Origin of the sequence: Streptomyces sp. NPDC048370 (genome assembly GCF_043200825.1) — a bacterium.
Lineage (GTDB): Bacteria > Actinomycetota > Actinomycetes > Streptomycetales > Streptomycetaceae > Streptomyces.
The window spans coordinates 122,264-135,019 of record NZ_JBICYI010000009.1; the positions used below are offsets into that span (position 1 = coordinate 122,264).

A 12,756-nucleotide genomic window follows, 5' to 3' on the forward strand; every position below is an offset into this window, starting at 1 on the left:
ACCTGACTCATGGGAGCGCAGCTCCGGGTCTACAAGCGTCGCATCAAATCCGTCACCGCGACGAAGAAGATCACCAAGGCGATGGAGATGATCGCCGCCTCGCGCGTCGTCAAGGCGCAGCGCAAGGTGCAGGCGTCGACCCCGTACGCGACCGAGCTGACCCGCGCGGTCACCGCGGTCGCCACGGGTGCGAACGACAAGCACCCGCTGACCACCGAGGTGGAGAACCCGACCCGCGCCGCGGTCCTGCTCCTGTCGAGCGACCGCGGTCTGGCCGGCGCCTTCAACTCCAACGCCATCAAGGCGGCGGAAGCGCTGACGAGGAAGCTGGAGAGCGAGGGACGCGAGGTCGACATCTATGTCGTCGGCCGTCGTGGCATCGCGCACTACAGCTTCCGTGAGCGCAAGCTGTCCGACTCGTGGACCGGTTTCACCGACCAGCCCGAGTACGCGGACGCCAAGAAGATCGCGGCTCCGCTGATCGAGGCGATCGAGAAGGACACGGCCGAGGGCGGCGTGGACGAGCTCCACATCGTCTACACCGAGTTCGTCTCGATGATGACGCAGACGGCGGTCGAGGCCCGGCTGCTGCCCCTCAGCCTCGACGAGGTGGCGAAGGAGGCGGGCGAGCAGGACACGCTCCGTCCGCTGTACGACTTCGAGCCGTCGGCGGAGGACGTCCTCGACGCCCTGCTGCCGCGCTACGTCGAGAGCCGGATCTACAACGCGCTGCTCCAGTCGGCTGCCTCCAAGCACGCCGCCACGCGCCGCGCGATGAAGTCGGCTACCGACAACGCGGGAGACTTGATCAACAACCTCTCCCGACTTGCCAACGCGGCCCGCCAGGCCGAAATCACCCAGGAAATCAGCGAGATCGTCGGTGGCACCGCAGCCCTGGCCGACGCGACCGCGGGGAGTGACAAGTAATGACGACCACTGTTGAGACGGCCGCCGCCACGGGCCGCGTCGCCCGGGTCATCGGCCCGGTCGTCGACGTGGAGTTCCCCGTCGACGCGATGCCGGAGATCTACAACGCGCTGAACGTCGAGGTTCCGGACCCGGCCGAGGAGGGCGCGACCAAGACGCTGACCCTCGAGGTCGCCCAGCACCTCGGTGACGGCATCGTCCGTACCATCTCGATGCAGCCCACCGACGGCCTGGTCCGCCAGGCCCCCGTGGTGGACACCGGCGCCGGCATCACGGTGCCCGTCGGTGATGTCACCAAGGGCCGTGTGTTCAACACGCTCGGTCAGGTGCTGAACGACGACGCCTCGACCGTCGCGGACGCCCCGCGCTGGACGATCCACCGCAAGGCCCCGGCGTTCGACCAGCTCGAGTCGAAGACCGAGATGTTCGAGACCGGCCTGAAGGTCGTCGACCTTCTCACCCCGTACGTCAAGGGTGGAAAGATCGGTCTGTTCGGTGGTGCCGGTGTCGGCAAGACCGTTCTGATCCAGGAAATGATCGTCCGTGTGGCCAAGCTGCACGACGGTGTGTCGGTCTTCGCGGGCGTCGGCGAGCGCACCCGTGAGGGCAACGACCTCATGGTGGAGATGGAGGAGGCCGGCGTTCTGGACAAGACCGCGCTGGTCTTCGGCCAGATGGACGAGCCCCCGGGCACCCGTCTCCGCGTGGCCCTCGCCGGTCTGACCATGGCGGAGTACTTCCGCGATGTGCAGAAGCAGGACGTGCTGTTCTTCATCGACAACATCTTCCGCTTCACCCAGGCCGGTTCCGAGGTCTCCACGCTGCTCGGCCGCATGCCCTCCGCGGTGGGTTACCAGCCGAACCTGGCCGACGAGATGGGTCTCCTCCAGGAGCGCATCACGTCGACCCGTGGTCACTCGATCACCTCGATGCAGGCGATCTACGTCCCCGCGGACGACCTGACCGACCCGGCCCCGGCCACCACCTTCGCCCACCTCGACGCGACGACGGTTCTCTCCCGTCCGATCTCCGAGAAGGGCATCTACCCGGCCGTGGACCCGCTGGACTCCACGTCCCGGATCCTGGACCCGCGCTACATCGCGCAGGAGCACTACGACGCCGCCACGCGCGTCAAGGGGATCCTGCAGAAGTACAAGGACCTCCAGGACATCATCGCGATCCTCGGTATCGACGAGCTGAGCGAGGAGGACAAGCTCGTTGTCCACCGCGCCCGGCGTGTCGAGCGCTTCCTGTCCCAGAACACCCACGCGGCGAAGCAGTTCACCGGCGTGGACGGTTCGGACGTTCCGCTCGACGAGTCGATCGCCGCGTTCAACGCGATCTGCGACGGTGAGTACGACCACTTCCCCGAGCAGGCCTTCTTCATGTGTGGTGGGCTCGAGGACCTCAAGAAGAACGCCAAGGAGCTCGGCGTCTCCTGAGCCCCGTGCTCTCGTGAGGGGGGCGGGTGTGTCCCGCCCCCCTCGTCACGCCCATTAGCTGCATCCCCCCCCGGGGGACAACCCCCGGACCCCCGGCATCAACCCCCGGGGGCGGGCCCCGGCACATCCGTGCCGGACGCCCGACTAGACTTTGACCCAACACCCGGCAGTACCGCCGGGTGGTGACCCGAGGAGCACCCTTGGCTGCTGAGCTGCACGTCGAGCTGGTCGCCGCGGACCGGAGTGTCTGGTCCGGCGAGGCCACCTTGGTCATCGCGCGTACCACCTCCGGCGACATCGGCGTCATGCCCGGCCACCAGCCGCTGCTCGGTGTGCTGGAGTCGGGCCCGGTGACCATCCGTACCAGTGAGGGCGCGACCGTCGTCGCCGCCGTCCACGGTGGATTCATCTCGTTCGCCGACGACAAGCTGTCTCTGCTCGCGGAGATCGCCGAGCTTGCGGACGAGATCGACGCCCAGCGCGCCGAGCGTGCGCTGGAGCGCGCCAAGTCGGAGTCGGACGCCGCCGCCGAGCGTCGCGCCGATGTCCGGTTGCGTGCGGTAGCGGTTCACTAGCGGACCGCGCCGAGAGTTGTGCCCTCAGCCGCGGCACGGCTGGAATTCTCCAGACCGTGTCGCGGCTGAGGCGATGCAGATGCAGGTTGTATTCGGTTACGCCGGCGAAGCCGGTCACGGGACGCAGCGAGGAGGTCGGTGAAGATGTTCCTCGCTCTGCTCCTGAGCGGCCTGGTCGTCGCACTGGTGGTGATCGGGCTCTTCGTCTTCGGCTTGCGCCGGAGGCTGATCCAGCGTGCCGGTGGCACCTTCGACTGCTCCCTGCGCTGGAACGTGCCCGAGGAGCCGGACCCCTCCGGCAAGGGCTGGGTGTACGGCGTCGCCCGCTACAGCGGTGACGAGATCGCCTGGTTCCGGGTCTTCTCGTACGCGCCCCGCCCCCGTCGGGTTCTGGAGCGTTCGGCCATCGAGGTCCTTGAGCGCCGGATGCCCGAGGGCGAGGAGGAGCTCGCGCTGCTCTCCGACGCCGTGATCCAGGGCTGTATGCACCGCGGGACCCGGCTCGAGCTGGCGATGAGCGAGGACGCCCTGACCGGCTTCCTCGCCTGGCTGGAGGCGGCGCCTCCCGGCCAGAGAGTCAACGTGGCCTGACACGAAACTACGGCGGGGACGGTGTGCTGCACCGTCCCCGCCGCGTTTTTCGTGGGCCGACCCGGAGCGCTAGTTCAGCCCGCTGTTGATCGCGCCGACCAGCTCACCGTTGCTGGTGTCGCCGCTGAACTCCCAGAAGAACGCGCCGCCCAGGCCCTGGTTCTTCGCCCAGCTCATCTTGGACGTGACCGTGGCCGGGGTGTCGTAGCTCCACCAGTTGGAGCCGCAGTGCGCGTACGCCGTGCCGGCGACCGTGCCGGTGGCCGGGCAGGAGTTCTTCAGGACCTTGTAGTCCTCGATGCCCTGCTCGTACGTGCCGGCCGCCGGGCCCGTCGCCGTGCCGCCGGGGGCGGACTGGGTGACGCCGGTCCAGCCGCGGCCGTAGAAGCCGATGCCGAGCAGCAGCTTGTTGGCCGGGACGCCCTTCGCCTTGAACTTGGCGATCGCCTCGGCGGAGTTGAAGCCCGCCTGCGGGATGCCGGCGTACGAGGTGAGCGGGGAGTGCGGGGCCGTCGGGCCCTGCGCCGCCCAGGCGCCGAAGAAGTCGTACGTCATCACGTTGAACCAGTTCATGTACTGCGCGGCGCCCGCGTAGTCGGCGGCGTCGATCTTGCCGCCGGTGGAGGCGTCGGCCGTGACGGCCGCGGTGACCAGGTTGCCGGTACCGAACTTGGCGCGCATGGCTTGCATCATGTTCTTGAAGGAGGCCGGGCCGCTGGTGTCGCAGCTCAGACCGCAGGCGTTCGGGTACTCCCAGTCGAGGTCGATGCCGTCGAAGACGTCGGCCCAGCGGGGGTCCTCCACCAGGTCGTAGCAGGACTGCGCGAAGGCGGTCGGGTTCTGCACGGCCTGGCCGAAGCCGCCGGACCAGGTCCAGCCGCCGAACGACCACAGCACCTTGATGTGCGGGTACTGGGCCTTGAGCTTGCGCAGCTGGTTGAAGTTGCCGCGCAGCGGCTGGTCCCAGGTGTCGGCCTTGCCGTCGACGGACTGGTCGGCGGTGTAGGCCTTGTCGTAGTCGGCGTAGGCGTCACCGATGGTGCACCTGCCGCCCTGGACGTTGCCGAAGGCGTAGTTGATGTGCGTGATCTTGGCCGCGGAGCCCGACGTCACCAGGTTCTTGACGTGGTAGTTGCGGCCGTAGACGCCCCAGTTGGTGAAGTAGCCGAGCTTCACGGCGTTGCCGACGGGCGGGGTGGTCCCGCCCGTGGTGCGGACGCTCGCCGCGCCGCTGGCCGGGCCGGTCTGGTCGATGGTGTCGCGGGCGACGACCGTGTAGCTGTAGTCGGTGCCCGCGGTCAGACCGGTGTTGGTGTACGTGAGTCCGGTGACCGTGGCGACGGTGGTGCCGTCGCGCTTGACGTCGTAGTTCTTGATGCCCTTGTCGTCGGTCGCGGCGGTCCAGCTCAGCTTGACCGAGGTGTTGGTGATGTCGGAGGCGACCGGTGTGCCGGGGGCGGAGGGCGCGTTGTCGCCGGGCTGGGTGCCTCCGTCGCAGGAAGCGCCGTTGATCTTGCAGCCGCTGGGGGCGCCGGAGCCGGAGCCGTTGAATCCGAAGGAGACGGTGGCGCCGGGGGCGAGGGTGCCGTTCCAGCCGACGTTCTTGGCGGTCCAGTGGGTGCCGGAGCTGGTGACGGTGGCGTCCCAGGCGGAGGTGACGGCGGTGCCGGCGGGGTAGTCCCACTCGACGGTCCAGGAGGAGAGCGTGGTGGTGCCGGTGTTCTTCACCGTCCACTTGCCCTCGAAGCCGGTGCCCCAGTCGGAGACCTTGGTGTACGTGGCGGTGGCCGCGGTGGCGGCTTCGGCGGGAGCGGCGAGGCCGACCATGGCGGCCAGGGGCAGGATCAGGGCGGTGAGACCGGCGGCGGCCCGGTGTCTGAACCCTGTTCTGCGCGTCGGTGCTTGAGTGCTCAACGGTGCTCCTCAAGTTTGCGGACGGACGAACGAGAGATGGGGGTGGTCCGTGAACATGCGCGCGCCCCGCGAGAGTAGGAAGGTCTGGACCAATCGTCAAGAGGTCCAGACCAACGTCGACGGTGGGTGGGTCAGACACCCAACTCCCGTGCCAGTACGGCAGCTTGGGCCCGGCTCCGTACGTCCAGCTTCCCCAGGACCTTGCTGACGTGCGTCTTCACCGTCGCCTCCGCCATGTCGAGCCGGCCCGCGATCTCCGCGTTCGACAGGCCCTGCGCCAGCGCCGCGAGCACCTCCCGCTCCCTGGGCGTCAACGCGTCGAGGACGGACGGATCCGCCGTGCCGGGGCCGCGCTCCGGGCCGCGCCGGGACGCGAACTCGGCGATCAGCCGCCGGGTCACGGCCGGGGCGATCATGCCCTCCCCGCGCGCCACCGTCCGTACCGCCTCGATCAGGTCCTTCGCCTCGGTGTCCTTCAGCAGGAAGCCCGCCGCCCCGGCCCGCAGCGCCCCGAAGACGTACTCGTCCAGATCGAAGGTGGTCAGCACCAGCACATCGGCGAGACCCTCGGAGACGACGTGCCGGGTCGCCGTCACCCCGTCCATCCGCGGCATCTGAACATCCATCAGGACCAGGTCGGGGCGCAGCTCCCGCGCCAGTTCCACCGCGCGCTCGCCGTCCGCCGCCTCCCCGACCACCTCGATGTCCGGAGCGCTGCCCAGGATCAGGACGAGTCCCGCCCGGACCGCGCTCTGGTCCTCGGCCACGATCACCCGAACCATGCCTGCGGCTCCTTGTCGCTCGTCCCCACGGGCAGGACCGCCCGTACCCGCCATTCTTTCCGGCCGTCGTCCGCCGTCACCGGGCCGGACTCGAACTCGCCGTCGAGCAGCGCCACCCGTTCCTCCATCCCCACCAGACCCGCCCCCGATCCTGGCGCGCGCGGTCCCGGTCGCTCCCCGCCGAGCGCGCTGGTCACCCCGACGGTCAGGGCCCCGTCCCGACGGCGGCCGAGCTCCACCCGCACCTCGCCCGGCGCCGCGTGCTTGAGGGCGTTGGTCAGCGACTCCTGCACGATCCGGTACGCGGCCAGCTCGACCGGCGTCGGCAGCGGACCGTCCGCCCGCGACCGGGCGTCGTCAAGCGTGAACGTGAGTCCGCTCGGCTCCCCGCTCGCCCGTGCCTGGCCGACCAGCGCGTCCAGTCCTTCGAGGGTCGGCGCGGCCGCCGGTTCGGCGTCCCCGCTGCTGTCCCGCAGCAGCCCGATGAGGCGGCGCATCTCCGCGAGCCCCTCCACGCTGTTCTCCCGGATCACGGTCAGCGCCTGCCGGGTCGTGGCCGCGTCGTCGAGGGACAGCGCGGCCGTGGAGTGGATCGCGATCGCGGAGAGGTGGTTGGCGACCATGTCGTGCAGCTCCCGCGCCATCCGGGCCCGCTCGGCAACCACCGCGTGCGTACGGTCCACCTCGGCGAGGAGCGCGGTCTGCTCGGCGCGCAGCCGCGCGGCCTCTGCGGCCTGGCGGTGGTTGCGTACGACCGCGCCCGTCATCGCGGGCAGGAACGACACCATGCCCGTGATCACGCCGACCAGGATCGCGACGGCGTTCTGCCACCAGACGAGGAAGCCGATCGTCACGCCGATGGTGATGAGCCCGGTCGTGTACGGGATGCGGCGGGCGGCGGCGGGGGAGCCGTACACCACCGCCGCGTAGACCACGTCCGTGAACATCAGCGCGGTCACGAGGCTGCCGTAGGTGAACTGGTCGGCCACGAGCGCGAGCGTGCCGACGACCAGGGCGGTCTGCGGCATCACGCGACGCAGGGTCTCCATGGCGGCCATGACGAACAGCGGGACGAGCGTCGCCCACCGCTCCTCGATCAGGCGGCCGGTCTGGATGTGCAGACCGAAGGACCACATCAGCAGGCCTATGGCGAGGCCGCCTGCGGCGATCAGCAGGTCGTCACGGTGCGGGCGGGGGAGTGTCACGTGTCCATCCAACACGCAGGCCTGCCGTCCGGCCTCGACGTCCGGGCCGATCCGGCCCTCCGTCGAAGGATGTAGTCGTACTTCGTCACTGGCGACGACGATCCGCGCCCGCCGTCACGGGACGCTGAGGGAGACGTACGAAAGGGAGTACCGCCGTGATCGTCACGCTGATCGTGATCTGCGAAGTCGGCTTCTGGGTGCTGCTGGCCGCCGGCCTCGCCACCCGCTACCTGCTGAAGATGCCCAGGACCGGTCTCGCCCTGCTGCTCTGCGAGCCGCTCCTGGAAGTCCTGCTGCTCGTCGTCACCGCGATCGACCTCAAGAACGGGGCCGAGCCGAGCTGGCGCCACGGTCTCGCCGCCGTGTACATCGGCTACACCGTCGGCCACGGCCACCGCACCGTGAAGTGGCTCGACGGCCACGCCGCCCACCGCCTCGGCGGCGGGCAGCCGCCCGTGAAGCCGCCCCGCTACGGCATGGCGCGCGCCCGCCACGAGGGCAAGGTCTGGCTGGGCTCGGTGACGGCGGCGGCCGTGGCGTCCGGGCTGCTGCTCCTCGCGACCTGGTACGTCGGCGACGACGGCAACACGGACTCGTTGAAGAGCTGGATGTACGTCGCCTGGCGGGCGGCCGGCATCCACGGCCTGATCGCGCTCAGCTACACGCTCTGGCCGAAGAAGGCCCCGGAGGGCGGGCTGAAGGGCGAGAACGGGGACATGGTGTCAGCGGTCCCCGCCCGGGACCCGGAGCACGTCGCCGACGTCCTTGTTCGCCGTCCGGGCAAGGATGCCGCATCTCCCGGGGGGCAACCCCCGGACCCCCGGCAGGGGCGTGGTCGGGATCGCGTCTAGCGGTCCCCGCCCGGGACCCAGAGCACGTCGCCGACGTCCTTGTTCGCCGTCCGGGCAAGAATGAAGAGCAGATCCGACAGCCGGTTGAGGTAGGTCGCCGTCAGGGGGTTCATGGCCTCGCCGTGGACCTCGAGCGCCGCCCATGTGGAGCGCTCCGCGCGACGGACCACCGTGCACGCCTGGTGCAGCAGGGCCGCACCGGGCGTGCCGCCCGGCAGGATGAAGGAGCGCAGCTTGTCGAGCCGCTCCAGGAAGCGGTCGCAGTCCGCCTCCAGCTTGTCGACGTAGGACTGCTCGACCCGCAGCGGCGGGTACTTCGGGTCCTCCACCACCGGGGTGGAGAGGTCCGCGCCCACGTCGAACAGGTCGTTCTGGACCCGGACGAGGACCGTCACGACCTCCTCGTCGAGCTGTCCGAGGGCGATGGCCGTACCGACGACGGCGTTGGCCTCGTTGGCGTCGGCGTACGCCGAGATCCGCAGATCGGTCTTGGCGGTCCGGCTCATGTCGCCCAGCGCGGTGGTGCCCTGGTCGCCGGTACGGGTGTAGATGCGCGTCAGATTGACCATGTGCCCAGCGTAGTTACGCTCCGGCCTTCAGGAAGGTCCGTGTGCCGACCGTCACGGCCGCCAGCGTGAGCCCGACGGCCACCAGGACGCCGTACAGCGTGGTCGCCGTCGCGTACTGCCCGACGTACGCGTCCCGTACCGCGTCCACCAGATAGCGGAACGGCATGAAGTGCGAGAGCACGTTCAGCCAGGTCGGCGCGAGCGCCATAGGCAGCATCAGCCCCGACAGCAGCATCGCCGGCAGCGTGAGCGCGTTGACCGTGGGGCCGAACTCCGTCGGCGTGTTCACCTTCATCGCCAGCGCGTACGAGAGCGAGGCGAGGGAGAAGGTCAGCAGGGCGACGAAGACGAAGCCGATGAGGACCCCGGCGAGCGGGGCGCGCAGCCCCATCACCAGCGCGGTCAGGACGAGCAGTACGGCCTGGAAGACGAAGAGCGAGGCGTCGCGCAGGAGCCGGCCGAGGAGCAGCGCGAGCCGGCTGACCGGGGTCACGCGCATCCGCTCCACCACGCCCCAGTTCTTCTCCATGATGAGCGAGAAGCCGGCGAACGAGGCGCCGAACAGGCCGAGTTGGAGCAGCAGTCCGGGGACGAGGACCTGCCAGGAGTCGCCTTCGCGGCCGAGCGGCAGATCGCTGAGCAGGGGCCCGAAGAAGAGCAGGTACAGCAGCGGCATCAGGGCGCCGAAGAAGATCTGGAACTTCGAGCGCAGGGTCTGGCGGGCGTAGCGCCCGAAGACGAGCGCGGTGTCATGGAAGAGCAAGGCGAGTCCTAAACGGCTACGGGGGTGGGGTCGGCGGGGGCCGGGCCGCGCCCGGTGACGGCGAGGAAGGCGTCCTGGAGGGTGGTCACCCCGTGCTCGGCCTTGAGCCCGGCGGGGGTGCCCTCCGTGACGACGACGCCCCGGTCCACGATCACCAGCCGGTCGGAGAGCGCGTCGGCCTCGTCGAGGTAGTGGGTGGTGAGCACGACGGTCGTGCCGTGCTCGTCGCGCAGTCGGCGCACCAGCGCCCACAGGTCGGCGCGGCTGCCCGGGTCGAGCCCGGTCGTCGGCTCGTCGAGGAAGAGCACGTCGGGGCGGTGGGCGAGGCCGAGCGCGATGTCGAGGCGGCGGCGCTGACCGCCGGAGAGCGCGGACGGGGAGCGGTCGAGGACCTCGGTGAGGCCGAGCTCCTCCGCCAGCTCCTCGGCGCGGGCGGTCGCGTCCGCCTTGGAGAGCCGGTACAGGCGGCCCTGCATGACGAGTTCGGAGCGCACGGTCTCCTGCGGGTCGACCCCGCCGGACTGGGCGACGTACCCGATCCGGCTCCGTACGGACGCCGGGTCGGCGAGCAGGTCGTGGCCGGCGACGGTGGCCGCGCCGCCGGTGGGCGGGAGCAGCGTGGTGAGCATCCGCAGGGTGGTGGTCTTCCCCGCGCCGTTGGGGCCGAGGAGGCCGAGGATCTCGCCCCGCCGCACGGTGAGGTCGATCCCGCGGACCGCTTCCACGGGGCCGTTCTTCGTCTGGAAGGTCCGGGCGAGCCCGGCCGTACTGATGATGGGCATGGCGACTACAAAAACAGAGTCACTGAATTTTTGCAATGTCTCCAAAATTTCAGGGGGACCTAGAATGACGCCATGGCTGAGGGGCTGAGGGAGCGCAAGAAGCGCCAGACGAAGCAGCGGATCTCCGACATCGCGACCGGGCTCTTCCTGGAGCACGGCTTCGTGACCGTGACCATCGCGGAGATCGCGGAGGCCGCGGACGTCTCCGTCAACACGGTGTACAACTACTTCCCCGCCAAGGAGGACCTCTTCCTCGACCGCATGGAAGGCGTCACCCTGCGCGTCGCCCGGATGATCCGCGGCCGCGACACCGGCGAGTCCGCCGCCGACGCCGTCCTGCGCGAGCTGCGCCAGCAGATCGGCGCGGTCTCACCCGCGTACGGACTCATGGACGGCTTCGACGCCTTCATGAACGTCATCGAGCACGCCCCCACCCTCAAGGCCCGGCTCTTCTACCTCCAGCAGCAGGTCCACGACGCCGTCGTCGCCACCCTGCGCGAGGAGACCGGCGCGGCCGACGACGACCCGCTGCCCCTGCTCGTCGGCGGTCAGCTCGCCTGGATCGAGAACACCGTCGTCGGCTACATCACCCGTCAGATGTCGGCCGGCGGCAAGGCGACCCGGGTCTCCCGCGAGGCCCTCGTCCTCCTCGACGAGATCGAGGAGCTGCTGAGCGAGCGGGTCCTCACGTACGCCGTACGGGGGTAGCCGGCCTGTCGCGAGTGTGACGTCCGTCAAACCGGGCGTGACGCGCGTTACTTCACGGTCACTTCGCGCCCCACGACCGCTAATCTCCGCCGGAGAGCCAGACATGAACAGGCGTTGAGGGGTGGAAGACGTGGCCAGGAAGCTCGCCGTCATCGGAGCCGGACTCATGGGGTCGGGAATCGCGCAGGTCTCGGCCCAGGCGGGCTGGGAGGTCGTCCTGCGTGATGTCACCGACGCCGCACTGACCCGCGGCACCGACGGCATCAAGGCGTCGTACGACCGGTTCGTCGCCAAGGGCAAGCTGACCGCGGAGGACGCCGAGGCGGCCCTCGGCCGGATCACCGCCACGACCGAACTCGAGGCCGTGGCCGACGCCGACGTCGTCGTGGAGGCCGTCTTCGAGAAGCTGGAGGTCAAGCACGAGATCTTCCGCTCCCTCGACAAGGTCGCCAAGGACGGCGCGGTCCTCGCCTCCAACACCTCCGCCATCCCGATCACCAAGATCGCCGCGGTGACGGAGCGTCCGGAGGCCGTCGTCGGCACCCACTTCTTCTCGCCGGTCCCGATGATGCAGCTCTGCGAGCTCGTCCGCGGCTACAAGACCAGCGACGCCACCCTCGCCGCCGCGCGGGAGTTCGCCGAGTCGGTCGGCAAGACCTGCATCGTCGTCAACCGCGACGTCGCCGGCTTCGTCACCACCCGCCTCATCTCCGCGCTCGTCGTCGAGGCCGCCAAGCTGTACGAGTCGGGCGTCGCCACCGCCGAGGACATCGACATCGCCTGCAAGCTCGGCTTCGGCCACGCCATGGGGCCCCTCTCCACCGCCGACCTCACCGGCATCGACATCCTCGTCAACGCCACCTCCAACATCTACACGGAGTCGCAGGACGAGAAGTTCGCGCCGCCGGAGCTGATGCGCCGGATGGTGGACGCCGGTGACATCGGCCGCAAGAGCGGGCAGGGCTTCTACACGTACTGATCGTCGAAGGCCGTTCGGCCATCACCCCACGGGGTGAATTCGGTATCAGTTCGCTTACAAGGCGCAACGCTTCTGCGCCAACGGCAGTCAGTTGTTGCAAAGACGGAGCACTCCCGGGGAGCGCATATGCACATCAGGGGCGACCATGTCGAGCTGGTCGTCGGGGGCCGCCTCGACGTCCGTAGCGCGGCGGACGCCCGTACGGTCCTGCACTCGGCCGTCGACGACGGAGTCGGCGACCTCGTGCTCGACCTGACCGGTCTCGACTCCTGGGACGCCACAGGACTCGGGGTCATCATGGGCGCACACCGCCGGGCGGGCCGCTGCGGACGGCGACTCGTGCTGCGCGGGGTTCCGCCCCAGATGCAGCGCCTCCTCGTGGCGACCCGGCTCCACCGGATCCTCGCGATCGAGGGCGGGCTCGCCGCGGAGTCGCTGCCCCGCGTCTGAAGCGTCGGCACGGCTGAACCTTCGGCACCTCTGAACCGTCGGCACGGCTGAACCGTCGGCACCTCTGAACCGTCGGCACGGCTGAACCGTCGGCACCTCTGAACCGTCGGCACGGCTGAACCGTCGGCACCGCGGTTGTGAAGCTGCTGTGCGAAACAGGCGAGCCGTGCCAATCCTCGACGGACCGTGACGTCTTGGTCGGGGCAGCACCCCGGATG

Annotated in this window: 14 protein-coding genes; 8 read left to right on the top strand and 6 right to left on the bottom strand. The window is 69.7% G+C overall.

What is annotated here, in order from left to right:
• Window positions 1-9 precede the first annotated feature (9 nt).
• From ACGFYP_RS20745 to ACGFYP_RS20760, 4 genes are all read left to right on the top strand, one after another.
• Window positions 10-927, top strand: a complete 918-nt coding sequence (locus tag ACGFYP_RS20745) for a F0F1 ATP synthase subunit gamma (RefSeq protein ID WP_393495352.1) — start codon at window positions 10-12, stop codon at window positions 925-927.
• On the top strand, window positions 927-2,369 hold the full coding sequence (atpD, locus tag ACGFYP_RS20750; protein ID WP_361959601.1) for a F0F1 ATP synthase subunit beta: 1,443 nt from the start codon (window positions 927-929) through the stop codon (window positions 2,367-2,369). Before ACGFYP_RS20745 ends, atpD begins: the two co-directional genes overlap by 1 nt.
• A gap of 200 nt (window positions 2,370-2,569) precedes the next feature.
• Window positions 2,570-2,944, top strand: coding sequence for a F0F1 ATP synthase subunit epsilon (locus tag ACGFYP_RS20755; RefSeq protein ID WP_315892777.1), 375 nt, complete (start codon window positions 2,570-2,572; stop codon window positions 2,942-2,944).
• A 144-nt stretch (window positions 2,945-3,088) separates the two neighbouring features.
• Entirely contained in the window at window positions 3,089-3,535 is a 447-nt protein-coding gene (locus ACGFYP_RS20760) for a DUF2550 domain-containing protein (RefSeq protein WP_361959598.1), read from the top strand.
• Between the two features lie 69 nt (window positions 3,536-3,604).
• On the opposite strand, the gene ACGFYP_RS20765 is transcribed toward ACGFYP_RS20760, so the two are convergent.
• From ACGFYP_RS20765 to ACGFYP_RS20775, 3 genes are all read right to left on the bottom strand, one after another.
• Window positions 3,605-5,449 (bottom strand): glycosyl hydrolase family 18 protein, encoded by a 1,845-nt coding sequence (locus tag ACGFYP_RS20765; protein ID WP_393495358.1) that lies wholly within the window; start codon window positions 5,447-5,449, stop codon window positions 3,605-3,607.
• A 131-nt stretch (window positions 5,450-5,580) separates the two neighbouring features.
• Window positions 5,581-6,231: a response regulator gene (locus tag ACGFYP_RS20770; RefSeq protein ID WP_393495361.1), complete on the bottom strand. Its 651-nt coding sequence runs from the start codon at window positions 6,229-6,231 to the stop codon at window positions 5,581-5,583.
• Entirely contained in the window at window positions 6,219-7,436 is a 1,218-nt protein-coding gene (locus ACGFYP_RS20775) for a sensor histidine kinase (protein WP_393495364.1), read from the bottom strand. Before ACGFYP_RS20775 ends, ACGFYP_RS20770 begins: the two co-directional genes overlap by 13 nt.
• Window positions 7,437-7,591: 155 nt before the next feature.
• On the opposite strand from ACGFYP_RS20775, the gene ACGFYP_RS20780 reads away from it, so the two are divergent.
• On the top strand, window positions 7,592-8,287 hold the full coding sequence (locus ACGFYP_RS20780) for a hypothetical protein (protein WP_393495367.1): 696 nt from the start codon (window positions 7,592-7,594) through the stop codon (window positions 8,285-8,287).
• Here the strand turns inward: ACGFYP_RS20780 and ACGFYP_RS20785 are convergent.
• The 3 genes from ACGFYP_RS20785 to ACGFYP_RS20795 are packed head-to-tail and all read right to left on the bottom strand — an operon-like array spanning window position 8,284 to window position 10,401.
• Window positions 8,284-8,856: a cob(I)yrinic acid a,c-diamide adenosyltransferase gene (locus tag ACGFYP_RS20785; protein ID WP_361959586.1), complete on the bottom strand. Its 573-nt coding sequence runs from the start codon at window positions 8,854-8,856 to the stop codon at window positions 8,284-8,286. The two genes, ACGFYP_RS20780 and ACGFYP_RS20785, sit on opposite strands and share 4 nt — an antisense overlap.
• A gap of 13 nt (window positions 8,857-8,869) precedes the next feature.
• Entirely contained in the window at window positions 8,870-9,619 is a 750-nt protein-coding gene (locus ACGFYP_RS20790) for an ABC transporter permease (protein ID WP_393495371.1), read from the bottom strand.
• 8 nt (window positions 9,620-9,627) lie between these two features.
• On the bottom strand, window positions 9,628-10,401 hold the full coding sequence (locus ACGFYP_RS20795; RefSeq protein WP_393495373.1) for an ABC transporter ATP-binding protein: 774 nt from the start codon (window positions 10,399-10,401) through the stop codon (window positions 9,628-9,630).
• A 72-nt stretch (window positions 10,402-10,473) separates the two neighbouring features.
• Here ACGFYP_RS20795 and ACGFYP_RS20800 point away from each other — a divergent pair, with 72 nt between their 5' ends.
• From ACGFYP_RS20800 to ACGFYP_RS20810, 3 genes are all read left to right on the top strand, one after another.
• A complete protein-coding gene (locus tag ACGFYP_RS20800; protein WP_393495376.1) occupies window positions 10,474-11,109 on the top strand; it encodes a TetR/AcrR family transcriptional regulator in 636 nt (211 codons plus the stop codon).
• 130 nt (window positions 11,110-11,239) lie between these two features.
• Window positions 11,240-12,088, top strand: a complete 849-nt coding sequence (locus ACGFYP_RS20805) for a 3-hydroxyacyl-CoA dehydrogenase family protein (protein ID WP_393495379.1) — start codon at window positions 11,240-11,242, stop codon at window positions 12,086-12,088.
• A 126-nt stretch (window positions 12,089-12,214) separates the two neighbouring features.
• On the top strand, window positions 12,215-12,538 hold the full coding sequence (locus ACGFYP_RS20810) for an STAS domain-containing protein (protein WP_024761898.1): 324 nt from the start codon (window positions 12,215-12,217) through the stop codon (window positions 12,536-12,538).
• Window positions 12,539-12,756: the final 218 nt, after the last annotated feature.

What these genes read in the sequence shown, in the direction of transcription:
- ACGFYP_RS20745 (WP_393495352.1), top strand. Translation starts at nt 10, where the DNA reads ATGGGAGCGCAGCTCCGGGTCTACAAGCGTCGCATCAAATCCGTCACC.
- ACGFYP_RS20785 (WP_361959586.1), bottom strand. Translation starts at nt 8,856, where the DNA reads ATGGTCAATCTGACGCGCATCTACACCCGTACCGGCGACCAGGGCACC.
- ACGFYP_RS20760 (WP_361959598.1), top strand. Translation starts at nt 3,089, where the DNA reads ATGTTCCTCGCTCTGCTCCTGAGCGGCCTGGTCGTCGCACTGGTGGTG.
- ACGFYP_RS20770 (WP_393495361.1), bottom strand. Translation starts at nt 6,231, where the DNA reads ATGGTTCGGGTGATCGTGGCCGAGGACCAGAGCGCGGTCCGGGCGGGA.
- ACGFYP_RS20800 (WP_393495376.1), top strand. Translation starts at nt 10,474, where the DNA reads ATGGCTGAGGGGCTGAGGGAGCGCAAGAAGCGCCAGACGAAGCAGCGG.
- ACGFYP_RS20795 (WP_393495373.1), bottom strand. Translation starts at nt 10,401, where the DNA reads ATGCCCATCATCAGTACGGCCGGGCTCGCCCGGACCTTCCAGACGAAG.
- atpD (WP_361959601.1), top strand. Translation starts at nt 927, where the DNA reads ATGACGACCACTGTTGAGACGGCCGCCGCCACGGGCCGCGTCGCCCGG.
- ACGFYP_RS20810 (WP_024761898.1), top strand. Translation starts at nt 12,215, where the DNA reads ATGCACATCAGGGGCGACCATGTCGAGCTGGTCGTCGGGGGCCGCCTC.